General features: G+C 66.8%; 22 protein-coding genes and 2 pseudogenes. 14 read left to right on the top strand and 10 right to left on the bottom strand.

Going from position 1 to position 24,811, the window contains the following annotated elements:
* Window positions 1-3 precede the first annotated feature (3 nt).
* The 9 genes from AQ610_RS25265 to AQ610_RS25230 are packed head-to-tail and all read left to right on the top strand — an operon-like array spanning window position 4 to window position 9,760.
* Window positions 4-2,367 carry a phage tail protein gene (locus tag AQ610_RS25265; protein WP_006027245.1) on the top strand — a complete coding sequence of 788 codons (2,364 nt, stop codon included), beginning with the start codon at window positions 4-6 and terminating at the stop codon, window positions 2,365-2,367.
* Between the two features lie 16 nt (window positions 2,368-2,383).
* The gene (locus AQ610_RS25260) at window positions 2,384-3,055 is read left to right on the top strand and encodes a tail fiber assembly protein (protein ID WP_006027244.1); all 672 of its coding nucleotides are present in this window, start codon (window positions 2,384-2,386) and stop codon (window positions 3,053-3,055) included.
* Between the two features lie 55 nt (window positions 3,056-3,110).
* The gene (locus tag AQ610_RS25255) at window positions 3,111-4,283 is read left to right on the top strand and encodes a phage tail sheath protein (protein ID WP_006027243.1); all 1,173 of its coding nucleotides are present in this window, start codon (window positions 3,111-3,113) and stop codon (window positions 4,281-4,283) included.
* A 15-nt stretch (window positions 4,284-4,298) separates the two neighbouring features.
* Entirely contained in the window at window positions 4,299-4,808 is a 510-nt protein-coding gene (locus AQ610_RS25250; protein ID WP_014696837.1) for a phage major tail tube protein, read from the top strand.
* A 57-nt stretch (window positions 4,809-4,865) separates the two neighbouring features.
* Window positions 4,866-5,210, top strand: a complete 345-nt coding sequence (locus tag AQ610_RS25245; RefSeq protein WP_004531064.1) for a phage tail assembly protein — start codon at window positions 4,866-4,868, stop codon at window positions 5,208-5,210.
* 8 nt (window positions 5,211-5,218) lie between these two features.
* Window positions 5,219-5,335 carry a GpE family phage tail protein gene (locus tag AQ610_RS31990; RefSeq protein ID WP_009914998.1) on the top strand — a complete coding sequence of 39 codons (117 nt, stop codon included), beginning with the start codon at window positions 5,219-5,221 and terminating at the stop codon, window positions 5,333-5,335.
* A 2-nt stretch (window positions 5,336-5,337) separates the two neighbouring features.
* Entirely contained in the window at window positions 5,338-8,217 is a 2,880-nt protein-coding gene (locus AQ610_RS25240) for a phage tail tape measure protein (RefSeq protein ID WP_006027241.1), read from the top strand.
* 17 nt (window positions 8,218-8,234) lie between these two features.
* Window positions 8,235-8,660, top strand: a complete 426-nt coding sequence (locus AQ610_RS25235; protein ID WP_009914999.1) for a phage tail protein — start codon at window positions 8,235-8,237, stop codon at window positions 8,658-8,660.
* Complete coding sequence (locus AQ610_RS25230) at window positions 8,660-9,760, top strand: phage late control D family tail protein (RefSeq protein ID WP_009915000.1); 1,101 nt, start codon at window positions 8,660-8,662, stop codon at window positions 9,758-9,760. Before AQ610_RS25235 ends, AQ610_RS25230 begins: the two co-directional genes overlap by 1 nt.
* A gap of 72 nt (window positions 9,761-9,832) precedes the next feature.
* Here AQ610_RS25230 and AQ610_RS25225 read toward each other — a convergent pair whose 3' ends face one another.
* The 6 genes and pseudogenes from AQ610_RS25225 to AQ610_RS38225 all read right to left on the bottom strand — a co-directional run bounded on the left by AQ610_RS25225 (window position 9,833) and on the right by AQ610_RS38225 (window position 14,592).
* On the bottom strand, window positions 9,833-10,135 hold the full coding sequence (locus tag AQ610_RS25225; RefSeq protein WP_015602328.1) for a hypothetical protein: 303 nt from the start codon (window positions 10,133-10,135) through the stop codon (window positions 9,833-9,835).
* A complete protein-coding gene (locus tag AQ610_RS25220) occupies window positions 10,132-10,452 on the bottom strand; it encodes a hypothetical protein (protein ID WP_009915001.1) in 321 nt (106 codons plus the stop codon). Before AQ610_RS25220 ends, AQ610_RS25225 begins: the two co-directional genes overlap by 4 nt.
* 185 nt (window positions 10,453-10,637) lie before the next feature.
* On the bottom strand, window positions 10,638-11,174 hold the full coding sequence (locus AQ610_RS36990; RefSeq protein ID WP_197417890.1) for an IS21 family transposase: 537 nt from the start codon (window positions 11,172-11,174) through the stop codon (window positions 10,638-10,640).
* A gap of 529 nt (window positions 11,175-11,703) precedes the next feature.
* Entirely contained in the window at window positions 11,704-13,026 is a 1,323-nt protein-coding gene (locus AQ610_RS25215) for an IS5 family transposase (RefSeq protein ID WP_059213594.1), read from the bottom strand.
* 438 nt (window positions 13,027-13,464) lie between these two features.
* Window positions 13,465-13,947 (bottom strand): DUF2778 domain-containing protein, encoded by a 483-nt coding sequence (locus AQ610_RS31980; protein WP_009915007.1) that lies wholly within the window; start codon window positions 13,945-13,947, stop codon window positions 13,465-13,467.
* 72 nt (window positions 13,948-14,019) lie between these two features.
* Window positions 14,020-14,592: pseudogene (locus tag AQ610_RS38225) on the bottom strand (hypothetical protein).
* 31 nt (window positions 14,593-14,623) lie between these two features.
* Here AQ610_RS38225 and AQ610_RS37630 point away from each other — a divergent pair.
* Window positions 14,624-14,803: pseudogene (locus tag AQ610_RS37630) on the top strand (ISNCY family transposase); the annotation flags it as partial.
* Window positions 14,804-15,048: 245 nt separating this feature from the next.
* On the opposite strand, the gene AQ610_RS25205 reads toward AQ610_RS37630, so the two are convergent.
* Window positions 15,049-15,378 carry an H-NS histone family protein gene (locus tag AQ610_RS25205; RefSeq protein WP_006027234.1) on the bottom strand — a complete coding sequence of 110 codons (330 nt, stop codon included), beginning with the start codon at window positions 15,376-15,378 and terminating at the stop codon, window positions 15,049-15,051.
* Between the two features lie 13 nt (window positions 15,379-15,391).
* The gene (locus tag AQ610_RS25200; RefSeq protein WP_006027233.1) at window positions 15,392-15,907 is read right to left on the bottom strand and encodes a ProQ/FinO family protein; all 516 of its coding nucleotides are present in this window, start codon (window positions 15,905-15,907) and stop codon (window positions 15,392-15,394) included.
* 295 nt (window positions 15,908-16,202) lie between these two features.
* On the opposite strand from AQ610_RS25200, the gene AQ610_RS25195 reads away from it, so the two are divergent.
* From AQ610_RS25195 to AQ610_RS25180, 4 genes are all read left to right on the top strand, one after another.
* The gene (locus tag AQ610_RS25195; protein ID WP_006027232.1) at window positions 16,203-16,967 is read left to right on the top strand and encodes a 2-keto-4-pentenoate hydratase; all 765 of its coding nucleotides are present in this window, start codon (window positions 16,203-16,205) and stop codon (window positions 16,965-16,967) included.
* Between the two features lie 331 nt (window positions 16,968-17,298).
* Window positions 17,299-17,871: a DUF2760 domain-containing protein gene (locus tag AQ610_RS25190; RefSeq protein WP_006027231.1), complete on the top strand. Its 573-nt coding sequence runs from the start codon at window positions 17,299-17,301 to the stop codon at window positions 17,869-17,871.
* Entirely contained in the window at window positions 17,868-19,715 is a 1,848-nt protein-coding gene (locus AQ610_RS25185; RefSeq protein WP_006027230.1) for an Hsp70 family protein, read from the top strand. The genes AQ610_RS25190 and AQ610_RS25185 overlap by 4 nt, the downstream gene beginning before the upstream one ends.
* A gap of 3 nt (window positions 19,716-19,718) precedes the next feature.
* Window positions 19,719-22,544 (top strand): Hsp70 family protein, encoded by a 2,826-nt coding sequence (locus AQ610_RS25180; RefSeq protein WP_006027229.1) that lies wholly within the window; start codon window positions 19,719-19,721, stop codon window positions 22,542-22,544.
* Window positions 22,545-22,693: 149 nt separating this feature from the next.
* Here AQ610_RS25180 and AQ610_RS25175 read toward each other — a convergent pair whose 3' ends face one another.
* Both AQ610_RS25175 and AQ610_RS25170 read right to left on the bottom strand, forming a co-directional pair.
* A complete protein-coding gene (locus AQ610_RS25175) occupies window positions 22,694-23,827 on the bottom strand; it encodes a CapA family protein (RefSeq protein WP_043282848.1) in 1,134 nt (377 codons plus the stop codon).
* A 238-nt stretch (window positions 23,828-24,065) separates the two neighbouring features.
* Window positions 24,066-24,326 (bottom strand): hypothetical protein, encoded by a 261-nt coding sequence (locus AQ610_RS25170; RefSeq protein WP_006027227.1) that lies wholly within the window; start codon window positions 24,324-24,326, stop codon window positions 24,066-24,068.
* Window positions 24,327-24,811 lie beyond the last annotated feature (485 nt).

Below are 24,811 nucleotides of genomic sequence, written 5' to 3'. Positions count from 1 at the left end.
GGAATGCTCATCAACATCACCGACGCCGGCCGCGCGGCCCTGGTCGCCGACGGCAATACCGGCACGGCCGCGCGCCGCGTCGTCGAAATCGGGCTCGGCACCGCGCCGTTCGCGTTCGACCGCGGCATGAAGACGTTGCCGAACGAGCGCAAGCGCGTGTCCACGTTCGGCGGCGAAAACGTCGCGCCGGACACGGTGCATGTCGTGATCCAGGACGACACAGGCGATCAATACTCGCTGTACGCGTTCGGCCTGTATCTCGACAACGGCGTGCTGTTCGCCGTGTACGTGCAGGACACGCCGATTCTCGAAAAATCGCCCGCGGCAATGATGCTGCTCGCGACCGATGTCGTTTTCGCGACGATCGACGCGGCCAAGCTCGAGTTCGGGCCGGCGACGTTCCTGAATCCGCCGGCGACGACCGAGCGCCAGGGCGTGGTCGAGCTCGCCACGCAGGCCGAAGTGGACGCCGGCGACGACGACACGCGCGCGATCACGCCGAAGACGGCGAGGCGGCGCTACGCGGCGCTCTCGGGCGCGACGTTCGACGGGCGCGTGCGCGTCGTCGCCGACGCTGACGAGCGCGCCGCGCAGCTCGACGTGTCGCCGAAGACGGCCGGCGTCGGCAAGGCCGGCAAGGCGCGCCTGTTCGGCACGTTCGGCGACGCGACGCTGCCCGATCTGAGCCCGCGCCTGGTCGCGACGCTGCGCGCAGGATTCGACGCCGGCGCATGGGGCCGCGAGTACGTCGACGTGTGCGTCAACGACGGCACGAACAACGACGCGGCGAGCGACGCGAAGCAGAAGCGCGTCGCGCGCTTCACGTCGGGCGGCCGCGTGCTGATCGGCGATCGCGCCGACGACGGCAAGACCGCGCTGCAGGTGCGCGGCGGCGTCGACGCGTCGGAAGGCGTCACGGCGCGCGCGATCGACGCCGGCGGCGCCGGCGGCCAGTTCCGCGCGGTCTGCGAAGGCTACGGCGCGCTCATCCGCAACGACGGCTGGAGCGTCTATTTCCTGTCGACACCGAAGGGCGCGCCGGACGGCACCTACAACGACTATCGGCCGTTCTCGTGGTCGCTGACGACGGGACAGGTGATCGTCGACGGCAGCGGTGCGGGCGCTGTCTTCGGCGGCAACGTCAAGATCGGTCGCGACCTGATTGTCGGGCAAGGCGCCGGGGAGGCGCATATCAGCCTCGGCCCGCTCGACGGCTACCACTACGCGAGCAAGAGCGCGGTCGGCTGGTGGTCGCCCACCCTCGGCTCGTTCCATTACGAGTTCGCGAATCGCACCTTTCGCGTCGACGGGCGGATCGTGTGGCACGAAGGCAACCTCGACCCGCTCGACAAGAGCAAGGGCGGCACGCTGGCCGGCGATGTGTCGTTCGCGCCCGGCAAGCGGCTCGTGCTCGCCGAAGGCAGCCCGGCCGCGCCGTCGCTCACGTTCGCCAACGACGGCGCACCGGATACCGGCCTCTATCACGCGGCCGATGGCGAGTTCGGCGTGACCTGCAACGCGCGCGCCGTCGTGCGGTTCTCGCCGTCGCTCGTGGCCTTCGAAGAAGCTGTCACCGTGCCGACGCCGCCGGCGGCGGATCGATCGACGCGCGTCGCGACGACGGAATGGGTGCGCTCGGTCCTGTCGGCCGCGACGATCGGCCAGATTGTCTTCGAGCCGCGCACGACCGTGCGGCCGGGCTTCCTCAAGGCGAACGGCGTGCTCGTGAACCGTGCCGACTATCCCGAGCTGTGGGCGTATGCGCAGGCGAGCGGCGCGCTCGTCTCCGATGCGGACTGGATGAAGGATCGGTGGGGCTGCTTCTCGACCGGCGACGGCGCGACGACGTTTCGCCTGCCCGAGCTGCGCGGCGAGTTCATTCGATGCTGGTCCGACGCGCGCGGCAGCGTCGACGCGAGTCGCCAGATTGGCGCGTTCCAGGGCGACCAGAACCACGCGCACGCACACGGGGCAGGGTCGAGCGAAGCGCCGGACCACGTGCATTCGGCCTGGACCGACGTACAGGGCTGGCACGACCACCACGGTTGGACGGCCGCAGCGCCAGACCACCAACACATTTCGCCGTGGGGCGAGAACCCGCAGATGTACAACCCGCCGTGGGGAACGTGGGGCTCGCCCAACAACCGCGGCGCGCAAGGCAGCGACAACGACAACGTGTACGGGATGACGAGCCCGGCCGGCAACCACGGGCACGAGTTCAACACCGAAGGCGCCGGAAATCACCAGCACGGCGTCGGCGTCGGCGGCGGTGGCCGCCACGCGCACGCGATCACGGTTCAACCCGACGGCGGCGACGAATCCCGCCCGCGCAACGTCGCGCTGCTCGCGCTGATTCGCGCCTACTAACCCTGAGAGACACGACATGCTGATTCACCACTACGACCCGGCAACGGGCGAATACCTGAGCAGCGGCCAGCCGGACGCCGATCCGCGCAACGACGGCCGCTGGCTGATTCCGGCGTCCGCGACGCTCGATGCGCCGCCGGCGCGCACACCGACCACGTGGCCGTTCTACCGCGACGGCGCGTGGTTCCTGTTGCCGGACTACCGCGGCCGCGTCTGCTATCGGACCGACACGGGCGAGCCGGTCGAGATCGCGATCGCGGGCAAGACGCCGGCCGACCTCGGCCTGACGACCGAGCCGCGCCCGTCCGAGCGGCACGCGTGGATCGACGGCGCGTGGACCGTGCCGCCCGAGCTGATCGCGCGCGAGAAGCGCGACGCGGCGATGGCCGAGTTCGAGCGGCTGTTGGCGATCGCGCGCCGGGAGAACCTCGGCAAAGCCGACGCCTACGCAGCGGGCCAGCTCGACGACGAGCAGACGTACTACTTCAAAGCCTGGTCGGCCTACCAGATGGCGCTCGTTGCCGCGATCCAGAAAGACACGTTCCCGGACGCGATCGCGTGGCCCGACATGCCCGCGCCCTACGTGCCGCCGCCGCCCGAGCCCGTCGCGCCCGAAGGCATGCCGCCCGCCGAGCCGGCCGCCGCCGTCGATGCCGCGCGGCCGGACGCCGAACACGCCCCGGCCTGACGCCGGCCCGATCACCGGGAATCCTCCCGATTTTACGTAACAGGAGCTGCACACCATGCCGCAGGATTACCACCACGGCGTTCGCGTCATCGAAATCAACGAAGGCGGCCGGCCGATTCGCTCGGTGTCGACGGCCGTGCTCGGCGTCGTCTGCACGGCGGCCGACGCCGACGCGAGCGCGTTTCCGCTGAACACGCCCGTGCTGCTGACGAACGTCGTCGCCGCGCTCGGCAAGGCCGGCAAGAAAGGCACGCTGCGCCGCACGCTCGACGCGATCGGCCAGCAGACGAAGCCGCTGACCGTCGTCGTGCGCGTCGCCGAAGGCAAGGACGAAGCGGAGACGACCTCGAACGTCATCGGCACCGTGACGCCGGAAGGCAAATACACGGGCATCAAGGCGCTGCTCGCCGCGCAGGCCGCGCTCGGCGTGAAGCCGCGCATTCTCGCCGCGCCCGGCCTCGACACGCAGCCGGTCGCGGCCGCGCTCGTGGCGACCGCGCAATCGCTGCGCGCGATGGCCTATGTGTCGGCGTCCGGCTGCAAGACGAAGGAAGAAGCCGCCGCGTACCGCAAGCAGTTCGGCCAACGCGAAATCATGGTGATCTGGCCGGACTGGCTCGGCTGGGACGACACGACGAATTCGACGGCCGTCATTCCGGCGCCGGCGATCGCCGCCGGCTTGCGCGCGAAGATCGACAACGACATCGGCTGGCACAAGACGATTTCGAATGTCGTCGTGAACGGCGTGTCCGGCATCAGCGCCGACGTGTCGTGGGATTTGCAGGACCCGGCGACCGATGCGGGCTACCTGAACGAGCATGAAGTGACGACGCTCGTGAACCGCAACGGGTTCCGGTTCTGGGGCGAGCGCACGTGCTCGGACGATCCGAAGTTCGCGTTCGAGAACTACACGCGCACGGCGCAGGTCGCCGCCGACTCGATCGCCGAAGCGCAGATGCCCGTCGTCGACGGCCCGCTGAATCCGTCGCTCGCGCGCGACATCGTGGAAAGCATCAACGGCTGGTTCCGGCAGCAGGTCGCGAACGGCTACCTGATCGGCGGTAGCGCGTGGATCGATCCGGAGCCGAACACGGCCGACATTCTCGCGTCCGGCAAGGCGTACATCGATTACGACTACACGCCGGTTCCGCCTCTCGAAAATCTGGTGCTGCGCCAGCGCATCACCGACCGCTTCCTCGCCGATTTCCCGGCGCGCGTGGCGGGCTAACAGGAGTCAAACGCAATGGGTATGCCTCGAAAACTGAAGGGCTTCAACGTCTTTCACAACGGCGCGAACTTCGTCGGCGAAGTCGAAGAGCTCAACCTTCCGAAGCTCAAGCGCAAGATGGAAGCGTGGCAGGGCAGCGGCATGACTGGCCCCGTGAAGATCGATTTCGGCAACGAAGAGCTTCAGCTCGAATGGACGTGCGGCGGCTTCATGGTCGAAGTGCTCGAACAGTACGGCGCCGTGCAGCACGACGGCGTGCTGCTGCGCTTCGCCGGCGGCTATCGGCGCGAGGACAGCAAGAAGCACGACCAGATCGAAGTGGTCGTGAAGGGCCGCCATGAGGAAATCGACATGGGCACCGCGAAGGCGAAGGAAGACACGAAATTCAAGATCACGACCAACGCCAGCTACTACAAGCTGACCGTGAACGGGCGCGACCTCATCGAGCTCGACTTCGTGAACGCGGTCGAGAAGATCAACGGCATGGACCTCGCGTCGGACCTTCGCCGCGCGATGGGCCTGTAATCGACGCCCGCGTCGAGCGCGGGCCATTCCAATTTCACATCCAACCCAGGAAACACCATGACGACCATCGACACCGCTCACATCGAAACGACGGGCCACGCCGCGCCCGACGAGAACACGCACACGCTCGACACACCGATCGAGCGCGAAGGGCAGACCATTACGCAGGTGACGTTGCGCAAGCCAGCCGCGGGCGCGCTGCGCGGCACGTCGCTCGCCGCGCTCGTGAATCTCGATGTCGACGCGCTGCGCAAGGTGTTGCCGCGCATCAGCACGCCGACGCTGACCGAGTTCGACGTGGCCGGCATGGACCCGGCCGACCTCGTGGCGTTGGGGGGTATCTTCGCCGGTTTTTTGATGCCGAAGGCGCTGAAAGCGAGCATGGAATCCCGGCCCGCGTAGAAGACGCGATGGCCGATATCGCGACGGTGTTTGGCGGATGGACGCCGGCCGTGATGGACGGCTTCTCCCTGGCCGAATTGATGGACTGGCGCGAGCGCGCCCGGATACGTAGCGGAAACGAGTGACGATGGACAACGCCCTGAAACTGCGCGTGATGTTCGACATGATCGACAACTTCACGAAACCCCTGAAGAACGTGCTGAACAGCAACAAGGGGCTCGCGCAGGCGCTCAAGCAAACGCGCGGCGAGCTCGCCGAGCTCGGCAAGCAGCAGAAGGCCGTCGCGTCGTTTCGCGAGATGCGAACCGGGCTCGCCGGGACCGCGGAGAAGCTCGACCGGGCGCAGGCGCGCGTGAAGCGCCTGGCGGATTCGCTGCGTGCGTTCGGTCCGCCGTCGCGCGACATGATCGACAAATTCGAGAAGGCGAAGCAGTCCGCGGCGCGGCTGTCGATCGAGCACGAGAAGCAGTCCGCCCGCGTGCGTGAGTTGCGCGCGCAGCTCGCGAGCGCGGGCATCAACACGCGCCAGCTCGCCGAGCACGAGCGCACGCTGCGCTCGAACATCGCGCAGACGACGGCGGCAATGCAGACGCAGACGCGCCAGCTCGAAGCCATGGCCGAGCGCGAGAAGAAGCTCGGCGCGGCGCGCGGCAAGATGCAGGCGCTACAGGGCGTCGCCGGCGGCATGGCGATCGGCGGTTACGCGGCGCGCTCGACCGGCACGCACGCGCTCGGCGATCTGCGCGAGGCACTCGACGAAACGAAGAAGATCCAGAACGAGCGTGCGCGCATCACGGCGCTTGGCCTCGGCGACCAGGCGACGAAGGACGCCGAGAAGTACGTGCGCTCGATGAAGATGATGGGCGTGAGCACGTCGGACAACATGACGCTGATGCGCGACGCGCTGTCGATCTTCGCAGACGAGCACCACGCGCAGATGGTGATGCCGACGCTGGCGAAAATGAAGTTCGCGAACGAGGCGATGTTCGGTGCGGAAGACGCGCACGCGAACGAAGAGAAGTTCATGAACATGCTGAAGGTCATCGAGCTGCGCGGCGGCACGAGGGACGAAGCGACGTTCAGGAACGAAGCGAACATGGTGCAGAAGGTGCTGTCGGCAACGGGCGGCCGCGTCGGCGGCGACGAGTGGCGCAACTTCATCCAGACGGGCGGCGTCGCAGCAAAGCAGATGCGCCAGGACGCGTTCTATTACCAGATGGAGCCGCTGATTCAGGAAATGGGCGGGCACCAGGTCGGCACCGGGCTCATGTCCGCATACAGCAACGTCTACCAGGGCAAGACGACCGTGCGGGCCGCGCAGGAGATGATGAAGCTCGGCCTGCTGGACAAGAAGAACGTCGAGTACAACAAAATCGGCATGATCAAGCGGATCAAGCCGGGCGCGCTGCTCGGCGGCGATCTGTTCAAGGCGTCGCCGCTCGAATGGCTCGAAAAGGTGCTGCTGCCGCAGATGGCGAAGAAGGGCATCACGGACCCCGACAAAGTGAAGGACATGATTTCGACGATCTTCACGAATCGGACGGCCGCGAATCTGTTCTCGACGATGTACATGCAGAGCCAGCAAATCCACAAGAACGAGAAGCTGAACAAGGGCGCGTATGGCATCGACGCAATGCACGACCTCGCGTCGAAACAGACGCCCGGCAAGGAGCTCGACGCGCGCGCGAAGCTGCGCGACCTGCTGAACGAAATCGGCGAGCGCATCGCGCCGATGTACAACGCAGCGCTCGACAAGACGCGCGAGCTCGCCGACAGGCTGCTGAAGACGATTCAGGCGCATCCGCAAGCGACGAAGGTCATCATCGCGCTCGCTGCCGGCTTCGCGGCGCTGCTCGTGGTGCTCGGCACGTTCACGATCGTTCTCGCCGGCGTGCTCGGCCCGCTCGCCGTCGTGCGTTTCAGCATGACGACGCTCGGCATGAAGGGCGGGCTGTTGCGTACCGTATTCGGCGGGCTAGCATCGCTACTGCGCGGCAGCGTCGTTCGAAGTTTCTCGCTCGCATCTCGCGGCGCGCGGATGCTCTGGCGTGGGCTGCACGTCATGTCCGGATTCATGCGCGGCGCAGCCGTGCGCAGCGTCATAGCCGTCGCGCGTGCAGGGCTTTTCCTCGGACGCGGGCTCTCGATCCTCGCTGCGCTGCTGCGCGTCGGTCTCGTCCAAGGTGTCGCGATGGCCGGCCGCGCGCTCGCGATGCTCGGTCGGGCCATCATGGTGCTCGGCCGCCTCGCGCTCGCCAATCCGCTGCTCGCCTTCATCGCGCTCCTTGCCATCGCGGCTGTCTACGTTTGGCAGAACTGGGATACGCTCGGACCGAAGTTCGCCGCCCTGTGGGAGACGATCAAGGGCGCGTTCGGCACGGCCGGCGACTGGATCAAGTCGAAATGGGACGCGACGGTCGAGGGCGTGAAATCGAAGCTCGTGAGCATCGGCGACTGGTTCGGCGACATCGGCGCGCGCTTTACCGAAATCGGGGGCCACCTGATCGACGGGCTCGTCAACGGCATCAAGAACGGCCTTGGCACCGTGAAAGACACGATTTCGAGCGTCGCCGATTCGACCGTCGTGTGGTTCAAGGAAAAGCTCGGCATCCACAGCCCGAGTCGCGTGTTTGCCACGCTCGGCGGGTTCGTGGGCGAGGGCGCTGCGGTGGGCATTGAGAGCGAGCAGCGGCGCGTCGCGAACGCGGCACTCGGCCTTGCGATGGCTGCCGTTGCATCGTTCGGCTCGCCCGTGCTCGCGGCCGGCGCAGTGCTTGCCAAACCAACCGCGCCGCTCGTGCAGTCGACCGTGCCGATCGATCGCCGCGCGCCGCTCGCGGCGCCGTCCGCGGCTTCATCGCCTGCCGCGCCGGCGTCGCCGATCGTCATCAACATTTACCCGCAGGCCGGGCAGGACCCGCACGCGATCGCGCGCGCCGTCGAAGCCGCGCTCGATCGCCGCGAGCGCGCGAAGCAGTCGCGCATCGGCTCGCGCCTGTCCGACTGACGCAACCGGAGCTACGCATGCTCATGTCCCTCGACCAGTTCGTTTTCAGCCTGACGAGCGCGCCGTTTCGCGAATTGCAGCGCCGGCGCACGTGGAAGCATCCGACGAGCTCGCGCGTCGGCGCGCGCGACGGTCGCCAGTTCGCCGGCGTCGGCGATGACACGATCACGCTGAACGGCCTCGTCGCGCCCGAGACGTTCGGCTCGATCGCGTCGATTCGCGAGCTCGCCGCGATGGCGGACACCGGCGAAGCGTACGTGCTCGTCGACGGCGCCGGCAACGTCTACGGCGCGTACGTGATCGCCGAGCTGAACGAGACGCAGAGCTACCACACGGCGGACGGCACGCCGAGGCGCATCGAGTTCCAGCTCACGATCGAGCGCGTCGACGACGACGTGCTGCGCACGACGCGCGAGAAGAACACGCGAAAGGACAAGCGCTGATGGCTACGTCGACGAACGAACGCACCACGAGGGCGGAATTGCAGGACGCGCCGCGCGTCGCGCGCCTGCATCCGCAGCCGGACTACCGCATTTCAGTCGGCGGCCGCGATCTGTCGCGCCTGTTCGCGCCGCGGCTCGTGTCTCTGTCGATTTCGGAGTCGCGCTCCGATGAGGCGGATACGATCGATATCGTGCTCGACGACTCGAAAAACGATCTGGACATCCCGAAGCGCGGCGCGACGATCAAGGCGTCGATCGGATGGGCCGGCGAGCCGCTCGTCGACAAGGGTAGCTTCGTTGTGAACGAAGTCGAGCACAGCGGCGCGCCGGACATCATCACGATCCGCGCGCGCTCGGCCGCGATGACGAGCGGCATGCAGGAGCGCCGCGAAAAGAGCTGGCATCGGCAGACTATCGGCTCGATCGTGCATGCGATCGCCGGGCGCTACTCGCTGGCGCCGACCGTCGGCGACGCGCTCGCGAAAATCCTGATTGCGCACATCGACCAGACGCACGAATCGGACATGTCGTTTCTGACGCGCCTGGCGAAGCGCTATGACGCGGTGATGAACGTGAAAGACCTACGCCTGCTGTTCATGCCGATCGGCACCGGCCAGACGGCAAGCGGGAAGAAGCTCGACGTGCTTGAACTGACGCGCGCGAGCGGCGACAGCCATCGCTACCACGTGTCCGAACGCGAGAACTACGCAGCCGTGCGCGCGCACTACCATTCGACCGGCCGCGCGAAGCGGAAGTCGGTTATCGTCGGGGGCGAGAACAACAAGAACGTGAAGGTGCTGCCGGAAGATTACGCAACGGAGGCGGAAGCGCGTGCGGCCGCGCAGGCCGAGTTCAAGCGGATGCAGCGCAGCCAGGCGACGATGAGCTACACGCTCGCGCGCGGCTGCGCCGAGCTGTTCCCGGAGATGCCCGTTACCGTGGCAGGCTTTAAGCCGGAAATCGACGAGACGGCGTGGCTCGTGAAGAAGGCAACGCACACGATCGGCGACGTTGGATTCACGACCGCGCTCGAGCTCGAAATGCGCGATGACCCCACGACGGACCGGCACCGGTCGCACTTCAGGAAGGTAGGGAAGTAATCTGTTGCGCGGTGGATGGCGCATGAAAAACCCCGCATGAGGCGGGGCTTCCGGGGCAGTCTCGGGGCTGCGTCAATGAATCAATTTGGCGGCTGCGAATGCGAGACCGGCAAGGGCAATAGCTGTGCCGATGAACCACTTGAGCAGCGTTCCTTCCATCGACATAACGTCAGTCTTTACCGACATGACGTCGGCCTTTGTGGCGACGTGTGCAAGCCCAGACTCCATGCGTGCGAGACGCTCACGGATGTCTGCGGTGGCCTTTTCAAGTTCTTGAATGCGCGTTTCCATGCCGCCATCATCGCCGCCTGAGCCTGATGAGTCAACAGGTCTGCCGGGCTTGCTGTTGGGAAACGGGCGAACGTTGGTGCTCATTTCGTTTGATCCTGCTCATCATTGACGTGCAGCCGCTTGTGCTCAGCAATCGCGACGCGTTCCGTGAACCGCTCGCGGTTGAACATCAATAAGTAACCGCATGTCGTGCATTCCAGCACGAGAACCTCCATCCCGTTCATCTTTAGTGCTCCGTTCTGTGCTCGAGCCAAGGCGAAAGACTCGTCTCCCGTTTCGTGGAACAGATACCCGGGGGTCTTCGTTTGGCACGCGGGGCAGTGATCCAGGCCGACGCCGATTGCGTCCGCGCCGTCCGTGAAGATGGTGGTATCAATGATGGGCGTTCGGTATTCATCCATGTGCAATGCTCTCCTGTCCCCAGTAGGTTGCTATCGGGGTCGCATCATTGGCAGGCGGAGGATTCTAGCGTATTTGGCGGATTCGCCTGCCGGGCGTCGCCTTCGAGCTCGAAATGCGCGAGGCGATCCGACGACAGATCGACACCGTTCACACTTCAGGCGCACGAGCAAATAAAAGAGGGTGGTCATGGATCGTTGGCGCGCCAGCGGTACGCGGGCGAGTCCGTGTCGGCGAAGACGCCGCCCGATCGCCATGACTTCCACGAGCGCGGCAGATCGACGACGAGCACGCGCCATTTCGCCAGCACGGCGGCGAACGCGCCTTTCGCTTTTGAGTTTCGGATCTTGTCTACAACGTTCCAACCACGAACGTACTGGCGAAACCTTCTCTGGCTGGACAGGCAGTGCGGAGCATGAACGCCGACCCAAGCGAGAATTTCGGTGGGCGTCACGTCGGGAGCGGATACGTCCGGCTCGATCGTCGACTCCACGGGAATTTCGCTGATAAGTTGTTGTGCGGCCGCTTGGGCTGCGTCTATCTCGACTTGGCGCAGGCGTAGTATTTCGACGCGATGCCACGGGATCGGCGAGCGGCCGGCCAAGTAGTTCCGGACGCTACGCGTACAGCAACGAAGCGCTTCGGCAATTTGGCGGATGGAGAGGCCGTCTGTAAGCGCGAGAAAGTCGGAGACCGTCCCATGACGGGGCGCGGTGGGATTCATTATGTGGACTGCGTGGGATTCTGTAACGATTTGTAAATATGTTTACAAATTCGTGAATCAACCTGACAGGTCCGACAGGTTCAGCTAGCCATCCAATTTGACATAAGGTAAATTATCGAATTTTCTCATTGATATGGCCCCGTTTTAAGACGACGCTTCGGACAATCAAGACAGCTTTCCTCCCTGCACAAGCTTGCCCGGCAACAGCGTAGCAACCGCAAGATTTCTTCCTTCGACACGCCTGCCATGAGCAGGCGTTTTTTATGGGTCTCGATCTGCCGATAGACCCGTCGCCGTTGAGCATCCTGGACTCCGCGTCGCGTATTTCTGATCATCCAGTAAAGATTTCGGATGTCCCGCACGACGCTCGTCAACTCGCGTTCAGTAAGCCGCGGTCGCTCCAAAAGCTCAATCTGTTCCATCTAGCCCTCATAAGGTATTTGTCCGATTTATCGGCAAATGCCCCATGAGTTAAGCGGTCGACGGCTAATTAGTCGGCCCTGAACAATTCGTTTTGCTCAGCGAGGCGTTATGCCGTCGCTAGCGCGACCATCCCGCGATTGAGCAGCGCGGCAAGAATCGGGGCGTAAAAGCGCCGCAGTTTCCGGAGGATCATCCGCAGGTTATGCCCGGCGCCGCACAGCACTGCGTGGATGGCATCGCCCAGCGCACCCTTGAGCCAGTTGCGATCCAGTTTGCCGTCCGCCTTCATGTGACCGATGGCCGGCTCGATTGCGCTGCGGCGCCGGATCATCGCGCGCAGTCCTCGCGTGATGCCGCGTCGCAACCCTGGGTGATAGACCTTTACGCCGTCGATGGCGACACCCTTGTAGCCGCGATCGACGACGGCTATCTCTGGTTGAACGTCGCTCAGGATCGCCGCCTGCTCCAACGCTTCGGCCAACGTGTGACCGTCGTACGGGCTGCCCGGCATCGAGCGCGCACCCACCACCAGGCCTTCCTTGTGCGTCGTCGTAATCGACACCTTCACTCCCAACTCGTACGGCTTGCGCGCCTTGCCCTTGGCCAGGCATTCGACTTCCGGCGCGTGCAGTGCGTACAGCTTGTTCTTGTCCTTTTGCTTCTGCGACAGAATTCGTTTCGTGCGGCCAATCAGGTCTTCCAACGCCACGCGACTTTGCTGAGCGACGCCGTCAAGCTGCCGCTCGACGTCACGCATCACGCGACCTACGCGCGAACGCAAGGTCCGCAACGCCTTCCTCATCCGCTTGTATTGCTTTGCATGCGCGTAACGACCGATCTGATTCGCCAGCCTCGGCGCTTCGCGGTTGTAGTTCTGCCGCAGCTTCAGGCCGTGCCGGGCCGCCGCCTTCACCAGATGCTCCCGACAGCGTTCGAGCAGGCGCGAATCGGTGGGATGCGCAATTGCCTTTTCCATCACCGTCGTATCGACGATCACCCGCTTCAGGCTCGCGCGCTTGATGACGTTGGCACGCTTGGCCGCTTCGATCGTCTCGGCCAGCAGTTCTTCAACGCCGGCTTCGCCCAGCCGCTTGCGCCAACGCGTCAGGCTCGACGGATCGATCGGCGGCTCCGTCTGCAAGTACGTCTCGCCGGTGAAGACCTGCCAGTACGGATTCTCGAGCCATTGCCAGACCACGTCTTCGTCCGACAGGTCGAAGGCGTGCTGCAAGTACAGCAGCCCCGCGATCAGCCGCGGCGAGGTCGCCGGCCGGCCTCTGTTCGGCACGAAGCTCGCGCTCATCGCCGCGTCCAACCGATCCCAGTCGATCAGATCGGCCAACCGCACCAGTGGATGCTTCAAGTTGATCTGCTCACGCAGCGGTTGGCGGAAGAAATCTCCCTCTGGCGCCGGTGTCTTCGGTCCCATCCAGACCTCATCGAAATTTGCAGGAAACTCGCACCAATATGCCTGTGCCTTGCAAATCCCACAACACCATTTCGGCCTCACAGCCTTGCTGCACAAGCTACTCCGGATTGTTCAGGGCCGACTAATTATGTGAAATCCGCCCACCGCAGCATCTCTTTCAAAATCCCTACATTTTTCGGTGGCGAACGTAAGCTAGCAGCCCGCCACCGCCCCATACAATCAGGCCAGCAATCAGGAAGCTAACAGCAAGTAGCAAAGTTACGATAACGTTGGCGTCGCCCTCAACCCCATACGACCCGAACAAGTCGAATACCGGTCGCAGCGCGTGCCAAACGGGCTCACTTCCTACCCATCGCGCGAGCGAATCGATACGCGACAGCGCCAAGCACACAGGCACCGTCAGAACGACAGCAAGCAGTATCCGTAGCAAATATCGCTTCATCGCACGTCCACCGTTCCGTAATACTTGATTGACGTACCCGGTATGAGCTGAGTCGACTGTTTCAACAGAAACTTTCGCAGGCGATCGAACTGAAGCTGCGTTGTGACGGTTATGCACCCCTCACTTTCGCCCCACCTGCCAGTCGGATGCAGCCGGAAATTCCCGCGCTTCACACCATTCACAAATGTCCAATCGTCAATAACGCCGTCATTCCTATACAACCCGAACCACGTAGAGCGATTGCTGTTGGACCACTGATCCTTGATGAAGTCATACAGCCAGCCGAGATGTCCGCCGCTTTCGCGTGTAACGATGTAATACCGCCCCTTCGGTATCGGCCCCGCCTTAGCAATCGCCGTCGCATCCGGCTTATTAATGAATGAAGGCTCCCCAGAGAACGCGGGCACGCCGCCGAATCCCGCACACGTAAAAGTCGACAAGCGCTGATTGTTAAGCGTGTAAAAGCACTGAGCAGGCATAAAAATCCCTCGGAACTTTTGTTTTGTAATGGCTGCAAACTACCACAGTGCTACACTGCGTGCCAGCCCACCTCAAGCGTCGACATTACCTGTCGCCATCCAAAACACCCCCACTCCCTGATTCCAATAGAACTGCGCCCCGTCTCCGATGCCGCATCGCCCGCCCCTTGCCGCCGATCCACCGAAAGAAGCCGTTTTTGCCGAAGCCACGTGTGCTGTCGTTCACCGCACCATCGGTTTCCGCCTTGCCGATCACCGAGAGCTAGATCGAGCGCAACAGTTTCCAGTTCTGACGACCACTCACGGCCACGTGGATATGCCATGCGCCGCGCGTTGAGAGCGTCAGCATGGATCGGCACGGATCGCCTCGCAGCGCTTCCGAATCATCCGCTTCGATCGCTCGATCGACGTGCGAAGCGACTTGTCGGACTTCGTTGCTACATCGTCTTCTGTCTCGCCCGCCAGAGCCACACGCTTTCCCCGAAGAGCACTCGGCCGCAAGCGCAGCTCGTGAAAGTGACGCTACACAGCCACGCTGAACGCCACGACCTCTTGCTGTCCATCTTCGAAACGTTGTGTGCGCACGATGTACTCGTCACTGAACGGCGAATAGGCCGAGAACTGGAGTAGTAGCTTTATAGAAATGTCGTGTTCTAGCCATTTAGCACCGAAGGTTTACCAGCCGCGAGCGCGGCGCGCATGCCTAGGTGAACTGGTGCAGATCGACGGCAGCGAGCATCGGTGGTTCGAGGAACGCGCGCCGCAATGCACGTTGCTGGTGTACGTCGACGACGCGACGAGCCGGCTGATGATGCTGCACTTCACGGCGACTGAATCGACGTTCAGCTATTTCGAAGGCAATGCGGGGGCATCGGAAGCGCTACCGACGGCAACGGTTGGCGTTCCATATTGACAAGAATCAATACGTTCACGCTGTCGCGCGAACGCCGCCCGCGTATGCGCGCCGCAGGACGGGCGAGCCAACGACATTCCCCGGCAACAAACAAAACCGTGGTTGGTCGATGATGCGAGGACTTTCACAAGCATGCCGGAGCTGAGACAACGGAATCACGTCCCGCCGCCCCGCCCGCGCCCGCCACGCTACGCAGTCTCCCCCGGCCACCATGGCTCCGGCGCGGGCCGGATCAGGTAGTCGTCGAGGTTCTTGCCGATCAGCCATTTCGGGCACGCGCCGCGGCCCGTCCACGATTTGCCTGTCGACGGATCGTAATATTTTGCCGGCAGTTTCTTCGGCTTGTCCTTCACGAAGCCCGCCGCCCTCAGCAATTCGACTTCCGTAATGTCGAACTGCTTCACCTGTTCGCGAATGGTGGCCAGCGCCTCGGCCTTTTCCTTTTTCTTCGCCTCCTCAAGGAGCAGATTGAGGTGGCCGAGCTGCTTCTGCAGCGTATGAATTTTGCTGGTTGTCACGTGATATATGTCTTCAATCGGTGCGTTGCCCGCTCTCCGGCGGGCACGCGGATGTCTGTCGCTGTTGCTGAGCCTGCTCGGGCTTGGACGGTTGCGCGCGCGGCTTCGCCGGGCGACGTCCTTTCAGCATTCGCGCGCGCTTCGCGTCGGCGGCCGATACCCGCCCTGCTTCGCCGCCCGCCAGATCGACTCGCACGGCGCCTTCGGCGAGGCACGTCCAGTACCGGTTCCCCTGGCACCAGGTCCGCAGCGCGTCCCGCAATTCGGCTTCTGTTAGCCGAAGCGCGTTCGCCTGCCCGACCAGATCCTCGAGAATGCCGACCTTGAGCGGCACCTTCGGCGCGGGATTGCGCGGGAACGCCTGCGGAAACCGCTTCTGGAGTTTCGCGATCGTCAATATCACAGGATCCGTCGAGCTCGGCGAAGCCGCCGGCTTGGCGTCCCGCTTCTGCGGTTTCTTCGCCGCCCGCTTCTGCGCGGCGTCTCTCGCCAGTTGATCGCGCAACGACGCAAGTTGCTCAAAGCCCATAACTTCCAGCTCACTGAAAAATAAGCCGAGATTGTAGCAGCCGATGGCCGCGCGTTTTTGCAATCGTATCGAAGGCGCGCGCGCTGGTGTCGGCGATCGTTTTCGACGAAAGCATCCAGCGGCGCAGCGGCGTCCGAATCACCGGAACGCTTGACGTTGCCGGATGCCGCCAAGGCGTCGATCGTCGCGATCTCGAGGCCGTGCGGCGATGTAATCGCGACGAAATGGCTATCATCGCTCCCGTTGCCCCCTTCCCGCGCGATGCTCGCGGCCACTCTTACATTTCGAAAACGATATGACAAGCCCCCCCGAACGCGTCGACGCCGCCGCGCGGCACCTGGTTGCGGCCCGCCGCGCCGGCGTCGCCGGCCCGCTTCTGCCCGGCGCGTGCCGGCCCGGCGACATCGAGACCGCGCTCGCGATCCAGCAACGCGTCGCCGAACAGCTCGGCGAGCCGGTCGGCGGATGGAAATGCGCGCTCCCGCCGCCGGGACGGATCGTCGTCGCGCCGATCCTCGCGTCGACGATCCGTGCGGCGGGCGGCCCGTTCCCGGTCGTCGCCGATGCGCGGACCGTGCGGATCGAGCCGGAAATCGCCTTCGTGCTCGATCGCGACTTGCCGCCGCGCGCGCGGCCGTACGACGAGGACGAAGTGCGCGCCGCAATCCGCGAAGTCCGACTCGTACTGGAGGTGCTCGGTTGCCGCTACGCGGCGCCGTCGCGCGCCACCATGCCGGAGCTGCTCGCGGACAATCAGTTCAATCAGGGGCTGTGTGTCGGCCCGGTCGTGAGCGACGGCTTGCGCGCGACGCTCGACACGATCGCGCTCGACTTTCGCGGCGGCGTGAACCGGACGTTCGACGGCCGGCACCCGGACGGGCATCCGCTTGCGCCGTTGCTCTGGCTCGTGAATTTCCTCGCGGCGCGCGGCGAACCGGTTCGCGCCGGACAGATCGTGACGACCGGTTCGTATGCGGGCGCGATCGATGCGCCGCTCGGCCAGGCGTTGACGGCGCGGTTCGGCGCGCTCGGCAGCCTCGCGGTGGAACTGATCGCCTGAGCGGCGAGCGAAGCGGGAGAGCCGCGCATTCGGTGGGCGCGCAGGCCGGCGGTTCGTCCGTCGGCGTGTGGGCCTGGCGTGGCCCGAAGCGCGAAGGCATCACGCAGTGAGGCTTCCGGCCCGTCATCCGCCCCCGAAAACGCGCAAAAAAAGACAGCCTGCACGCACGCCGTGGCCGGCTCGACATCAGATCAAGGCAAAATACAGGTTTTGCGCCCGTCGGGCTCAGATACGAGATGCCGGAACAGGACGCCCGATGCCCCGCTCGTCGCTCGTCCTGCGTCCGGCAGGATAGCCCGCCTGGAAGGCGGGCCCAATGGAGCTTGATCCCATGACCGAACCGAACATTTCATTCGCCGGCAGGCTGTCGCTCGCCTTCGGCCTGTTTTTCTCCGTGCTCGGAGACCGCGAACTCGCGAGCCGCGCCCGCCGCCTGCGCGACGGCGCAGCACCCGCCGCGCAAGCGGCCCCTGTCGCGCCGCCCCAACCCTCCGCGGCGCCCGCGCCCGAGGTCATCAAGGAAGCGACGCCGGACGCGGCGCTCCAGTTGCTCGGCCTCCTTCAGCGCGACGCGCGCCTCGTCGATTTCGTCGAAGAGGACATCGCCGGCTACTCCGACGCGGACATCGGCGCCGCCGCGCGCATCGTGCACGACGGCTGCCGCGCGACGCTGCGCGAGCATTTCACGATCCGCCCGGTGCGCGACGAGGCCGAAGGCGCGCGCGTGACGATCGGCGAGGGCTTCGATGCGGCCGCGATCCGCCTGACGGGCAACGTCGTCGGCAAGCCGCCGTTCAGCGGCCACATCAGCCATCGCGGCTGGCGCGTCGACGCCGTCCGGCTGCCGAAGCTGAACCCGGGCCACGACGCGTCGATCATCGCGGCGGCCGAGGTGGAGCTATGAGCGAGCCGCGTTATTCGATCGGCATCGATCTGGGCACCACGCACTGCGCGCTGTCGTACGTGGATCTCGCGGCGAGCGACGGCGAGAAGACCCGTCTCGACGTGCTGCCCATCGCGCAATTGACCGCGCCGGGCGCGATCGAAGCGCCGAATCTGCTGCCGTCCTTTCTGTACCTGCCGCATCCGAGCGAGCTTGCGCCCGGCGACCTCGCGCTGCCGTGGGCGGCCGAGCGCGACTTCGCGGTCGGCGAGCTCGCGCGCAGCCGCGGCGCGGGCACGCCGATTCGCCTCGTGTCGAGCGCGAAGAGCTGGCTGTGCCATCCGGGCGTCGATCGCCGCGCCGGCATCCTGCCGGGCGACGCGCCGCCGGAAGTCGCGCGCGTGTCGCCGCTCGACAGCTCGGCGCGCTACCTGACCCACCTGCGCGACGCGTGGAACCATGCGCATCCGGACGCGCCGTTCGATCAGCAGGACGTCACCGTCACGATTCCGGCGTCGTTCGATCCGGCCGCGCGCGAGCTGACGGCCGAAGCCGCGCAGGCGGCCGGCTACGCGCGCATGACGCTGCTCGAGGAGCCGCAGGCGGCGCTCTATAGCTGGATCGAGAAAAGCGGCGGCGCGTGGCGCAAGGAAGTCAAGGTCGGCGACATCATCCTCGTCGTCGACGTCGGCGGCGGCACGACCGATCTGTCGCTGATCGCGGTCGTCGAGCGCGACGGCAACCTCGAGCTGCATCGCGTCGCGGTCGGCGAGCACATCCTGCTCGGCGGCGACAACATGGATCTCGCGCTCGCGCACATCGTCGCGCGCAAGCTCGCCGCGCAAGGCACGCAGGCCGATCCGTGGCAGTTGCGCGCGCTCACCTACGCGTGCCGCGGCGCGAAGGAAGCGCTGCTCGGCGATCCGTCGATGGATGCGGTGCCGCTCGTCGTGCCGAGCCGCGGCTCGAAGCTGATCGGCGGCTCGATCCGCACCGAGTTGACGCGCGCCGAGCTGACCCAGACGATCCTCGAAGGCTTCTTCCCGCCGGTCGACGCATCGGCGCGGCCCGTGAGCCGCACGCGCGCGGGCCTGACGCAGCTCGGCCTGCCGTATGCGCAGGACGCCGGCATCACGCGCCATCTCGCGGCGTTCCTGGGTCGGCAGGTCGCGGCGCTCGCGGAGCTCGAGGGGCTGCGGCACGCGCATGACGCGTCGGCGAGCTTCCTGCATCCGACCGCGGTGCTGTTCAACGGCGGCGTGTTCAAGTCGCCGCTGCTCGTCGAGCGCTTTCTCGATACGCTCAACGGCTGGCTCGCGGCCGAGGGCGCGGCGAGCGCGCGCCTGCTCGGCGGCGCCGATCTCGATCTCGCGGTCGCGCGCGGCGCGGCTTACTACGGCTACGTGAAGCGCGGCCGCGGCGTGCGCATTCGCGGCGGCACGGCGCGCGCGTACTACATCGCGGTCGAATCGGCGATGCCGGCCGTGCCCGGCCTCGAGCCGCCGATCCAGGCGCTGTGCGTCGCGCCGTTCGGCATGGAGGAAGGCACCGACGCCGCGCTGCCGCCGCAGGAATTCGGCCTCGTGGTCGGCGAGCCGGTGCACTTCCGCTTTTTCGGTTCGTCGGTGCGCCGCCAGGATCAGGTCGGCGCGCTGCTCGACTTCTGGTCGCCCGACGAGCTGCAGGAGCTCGACGCGATCGAGGCGACGCTGCCGACCGAAGGGCGCACGCCGGGCGAGATCGTGCCCGTGAAGCTGCATGCGCGCGTGACGGAGGCCGGCACGCTCGAGCTCGAAGCCGTGCAAGGCGGCACGAACGAGCGCTGGAAGGTGGAGTTCGACGTGCGCGGCGGCGCGAATGCGTAACCGATGAAACGATTCATCGTCGGCATCGATCTCGGGACGAGCAATACCGTCGTTGCATACGTCGAGGCGGGCGGCGACGCGATCCGCGTGTTCGACGTCGATCAGCTCGTTGCGCCGGGCGAAGTGGGCGCGCGGCCGCTGCTGCCGTCGGCGCGCTATCACCCGGCGCCGGGTGAATTCGCGCCCGGCGAGCTGCAACTGCCGTGGCGCGACGCCGAAGCGGGCGAAGCAGCCGAAGCGGCGGGCGCCGGCGCCGCGCCGCCCGCAGTGATCGGCACGCTCGCGCGCGCGCTCGGCGCGCAGGTGCCGGGCCGGCTCGTGACGAGCGCGAAAAGCTGGCTGTCGCACGCGTCGGTCGATCGCCTCGCGCCGATCCTGCCGTGGGGCGCGGCCGACGACGGCGGCAAGGTGTCGCCCGTCGCGGCGAGCGCGAGCTATCTCGCGCACGTGCGCGCCGCGTGGAACCGCCGCTTCCCGGACGCGCCGCTCGAGCAGCAGGACGTCGTGCTGACCGTGCCCGCGTCGTTCGACGACGGCGCGCGTTCGCTCACGCTCGAAGCCGCGCGGCTCGCGAGGCTGCCCGCGCTGCGCCTGCTCGAGGAGCCGCAGGCCGCGTTCTACGACTGGCTGTTCCATCATCGCGGCACGCTGCGCGAAGAGCTGGCGCACACGCGGCTCGTGCTCGTGTGCGACGTAGGCGGCGGCACGACCGACCTCACGCTGATCAAGGTGCACGGCGAGGACGTCGGGAGCGTCGGAGACGGCGAGCCGCAGTTGACGCGCATCGGCGTGGGCGACCACCTGATGCTCGGCGGCGACAACATGGATCTCGCGCTCGCGCGCGTCGCCGAGGCGCGGCTCGCGCAGGAAGGCGGTGCGCGTCTGTCGGCGGCGAGCCTGTCGCAGCTCGTCGAGCGGTGCCGCGGCGCGAAGGAGCGTTTGCTCGACGCGAACCCGCCCGATGCGGTGGGCGTCACGCTGCTCGGCTCCGGCGCGCGGCTCGTCGGCGGCGCGCGCAAGACCGAGCTGAGCCGCGCGGAGGTCGAGCAAATCGTCGTCGACGGTTTCTTTCCGGCGGGCGGCCCGGACGAGCTGCCGCGCCGCTCGCGCTCGGCGCTCGTCGAGTTCGGCCTGCCCTACGCCGCCGATCCGGCCGTCACGCGGCACGTCGCGGCGTTCCTGCACCGGCTCGCCGCGCAGTCGCGCGACGCGCTCGGCGCGGCGCTCGCGGCGGATCAGGCGTTGCCGGTGCCCGACACGCTGTTGCTCAACGGCGGCGTGTTCCGCTCGCAGGCGCTCGCCGAGCGCGTCGCGGGCGTGCTCGGCGACTGGCGCGGGCAGCCGCTGCACGTGCTGCGCAACGATCATCCGGACGTCGCGGTCGCGCGCGGCGCGGTCGCGTATGGGCTCGCGCGCGCCGGACGGGCGCCGAGGATCGGCGGCGGCTCGCCGCGCAGCTATTTTCTCGTCGTCGACGACGGCGCGCATGCGTCGCGCGGCGTCTGCGTGCTGCCGCGCGGCACGGCCGAGGGGCTCGACGTGCATCTCGACGATCGCGTGTTCGCGCTGCGGCTCGGGCATCCGGTGCGCTTCCACCTGGCGTCGACCGTCGCCGACCATGCGTGGCGCGCGGGCGAGCTCGCGGATCTCGGCGCGGGCGGCTTCGTCCGGCTGCCGCCCGTCGCGACGGTCGTCCGGCAGCAGGACGCGGGCGGCGCGCGCGAGCGGCTCGTCAAGCTGACGACGTCGCTCACCGAGGTCGGCACGCTCGATATGCGCTGCATCGCGACGGACGACCCGTCGCAGCGCTGGCAGCTCGAATTCCAGTTGCGCCGCGAGCACGCGCAAGGCGACGGCGACGCGGCCGGCGCGTCGCGCCATCCGTCGCTCGACAAGGCGATCGAGCTGATCGAGCGCTCATTCGGCGCGCGGCTCGCGAATGTCGACCCGAAGGAGGTCCGGCGTCTGCGCACGCAGCTCGAGCAACTGCTCGGCCCGCGCGACGCATGGGACATCGCCCTGCTGCGCGAGCTGTTCGGCGCGTTGTGGGAGCGCGCCGGCCGGCGGCGGCGCTCGGCGGATCACGAGCGCGTCTGGCTGAACCTGGCCGGCTATTGCGTGCGGCCCGGCTTCGGCTATCCGCTCGACGACTGGCGCGTCGCGCAACTCTGGACGCTGTTCGACGACGGCATCCAGTACGTGAGCGACGCGCGGGTGTGGTCCGAATGGTGGACGCTGTGGCGGCGGGCGGCGGGCGGGCTCGACGACGGCGCGCAGCAGCAGGCGCTCGACGCGATGACGTGGCTGCAGGAAGCCGCGAGCGCGAAGCGGCCGAAGCTGCCGTTCGACGCCGCGAAGATCGGCGACATGGACATGGTGCGCCTGTCCGCGTCGCTCGAGCGCGTGTCCGCCGAGCGCAAGATCGAGCTCGGGGAACGGCTGCTCGCGCGGCTGCACAAGCCGACGGAGAATCACCAGGGCTGGTGGGCGATCGGGCGCATCGGCGCGCGGCGGCCGCTGTACGGCAGCGCGCACGGCGTCGTGCCGCCCGACGTCGCGGGACGCTGGCTGGATGCGATTCTCGCCGTCGACTGGAAGAAGGTCGAGCCGGCCGCGTTTGCGGCCGCGCAGATTGCACGGATGACGGGCGACCGGTCGAGCGACGTGGCGGCCGACGTGCGCGAGAAGGTCGTGCGCCGGCTCGCGGCGACGAACGCGCCGCAGGCGTGGACCCGGATGGTGAGCGAGGTCGTCGCGCTCGACGACGCGGACACCGGCCGCGCGTTCGGCGAATCGCTGCCGGCCGGGCTGAAGCTGGTCGCCGGCTGACCGCGGCGGCGCGGATCGGCGCCCGCCGGGCGACGACGGGCGCCTCGCCTCGGCCGGCGGCAGCGTGTGAAAGCGTATTCCCGTGCCGGCACGCGGCGCGCATGTCCGGCCGCGAATCGCGACGCGGCTGACGCCCCCGGCCGCGTTACTCACCAATGCAGCCGCAGCCCTTCGACATCGCACGCCGACACGTGCGTGCCGAAGCGCCGGCTTTCGCGTTCCAGCACCGCGTGCAGCCAGGCTTTGCCGTCGGCGGGCGCGCGGCGCAGCCGCAGGTTCCGGATCTGCATCGGCGCCGCCGAAAGCTCGACGAGCGCGCCGCTGTCCGCATCGAGCACCGGAAAATACATCAGCGCGAGATCCGGCCGGAACGGTTGATGGCCGTGGATGCCTTCGTAGTCGTTCAGGCAGTCGCCGCAGCCGTACAGGATCAGCCGCTCCCGGTAGATCTCGATGCCTTTGATGTGGTGCGACGAATGGCCGTGGACGATGTCGGCCGCACCGGTGTCGATGAGCCGATGCGCGAACGTGTGCTCGTCGTCGCTGATCTCGAATCCCCAGTTGCCGCCCCAATGGAGCGAAACGACGACGAGATCGCCTTCGCGCCGCTGCGCGGCGATCCGCTCGCCGATCTGCGTCGCCCGCTCCGACGACAGATTCGCCAGATAGTTGAGGCCGCTGCGCTGCGCCGTCGCTGCCCATGACGGCGGCACGCCGCTCGTCTCGGCCGCATACGCATACACGCAAACGCGATGCCCGCGCGCGACGCCGAGCGTGGCGGGCTGCGCCGCGTGCGCGTCGTCGTCGCCCGCGCCGGCGGTCCGGATGCCGGCCTGATGCAGCGTGTCGAGCGTATCGGCGAGACCCGCGCGCCCCCAGTCGAGCGAATGGTTGTTCGCGAGCACGCAGCAATCGATCCGCGCGCACGACACGCAGCCGATGTTGCGCGGATGCATCCGGTACAGGACAGGCTTGTCCGGCCAGTGATCGTCGCTCGTCGTGATTGCGGTCTCCAGATTGACGATCCGCACGTGCGGCCGCACGCGATTGAGTTCCGCGAGCGCGTCGCCCCACGGGTACGCGCAGTCGACGCGCGCGGGCAACTCGCCGTTCGCGAGCTCGGCGAGGCGCACGTAGTCGCGGGCCGAACGGCAATAGCGCTCGTACAGCCGGGGGGCGCCCGGGTGAGGCAGGATCTGGTCGATTCCGCGGCCGGTCATCACGTCGCCGCAGAGAAACAGGCGCACGCTGGTATCGCGCGGCGCATCATCGGGTTCGTCCATTGCATCGCCGCGCGCGCCCGTCAGGCGCGCGCGCCTCCCATGAAGCTGTCCTGTGCGCGGCGTCCGGCAGCGCAGGCCGCCGCCCTGCGCGCGCATCGACACGTTTCAAGCATGATGCACCGAATCGGGCAATCGTTGATCACGATCAGTTTCGGACGTGTCCGCCCGCCGTGCGCGCGGGCGGCACGGACGTCGCGCGTTGCCGCGCCCCGCCCTCGGCGCTTGCGCGCAGGCGGATTCACGGGCGCAAGTCGTCGCCGCTCTCCTCCTCGCGCTCCAGAATCTCGAACACGCGCGCGGCCCGCCCGTGCGGTTCGCGATCGAGCCGGAACAGCAGGCGTTCGTCAGACCTGAACCACGTGTAGGCGTCGAGCACTTCGGCGCTCGTCGGCTCGATTTCGAGGATTTTCGCTATGATGTCGTCCTCGATCGGCCCGACGATGTCACGGATCTCGGTCGCGGTGGCGGGGTGCGATGCGGAATTGAGCTTCATGGACATGGCTTGTCTCCCGATCCGGTTGAGGTCGATGGCTTCACATCGCGTCGACGCGATGCACACCCCCGATACAGACGAGCGGCACGCGCCGCGCGGTCCCGCGTGCACGAGCCCGGCGGTCGCCGCACGCCGGCTGCGCGGACAGCCCATGCTGCATTGCGGGCGGGCGGCGTGACTTCGGCGGCAAGCGGCTCGTGGGCTGCGGATCGCGATGCCGCAGGCCGCGAGTTCGTTGACGAGCGACTGGCCGCGCCGTGCAGCCTTGCAGCTGTACAGTCGCGAAACGGGCTCATGCAATGCGCCGTCTATGCGTTGCCGATACGTTCATTATGCGTTCGTTTCGAGTCGCTTCGGCATCGCCGTGATCGCGGTCGCGCATTTTCGTTACGCGCTGCCTGTCGACGCGCTGCGCAGCCTCGCGTTCGCCACGCTCGTGTTCGACAGCCAGGCCGTCGTCTACGTGATCCGCGACCGCCGGCGCGGGCGGC

The organism is Burkholderia humptydooensis, assembly GCF_001513745.1.
Classification (GTDB): Bacteria; Pseudomonadota; Gammaproteobacteria; order Burkholderiales; family Burkholderiaceae; genus Burkholderia; species Burkholderia humptydooensis.
This window is presented reverse-complemented; position numbering and strand designations above follow the sequence as displayed.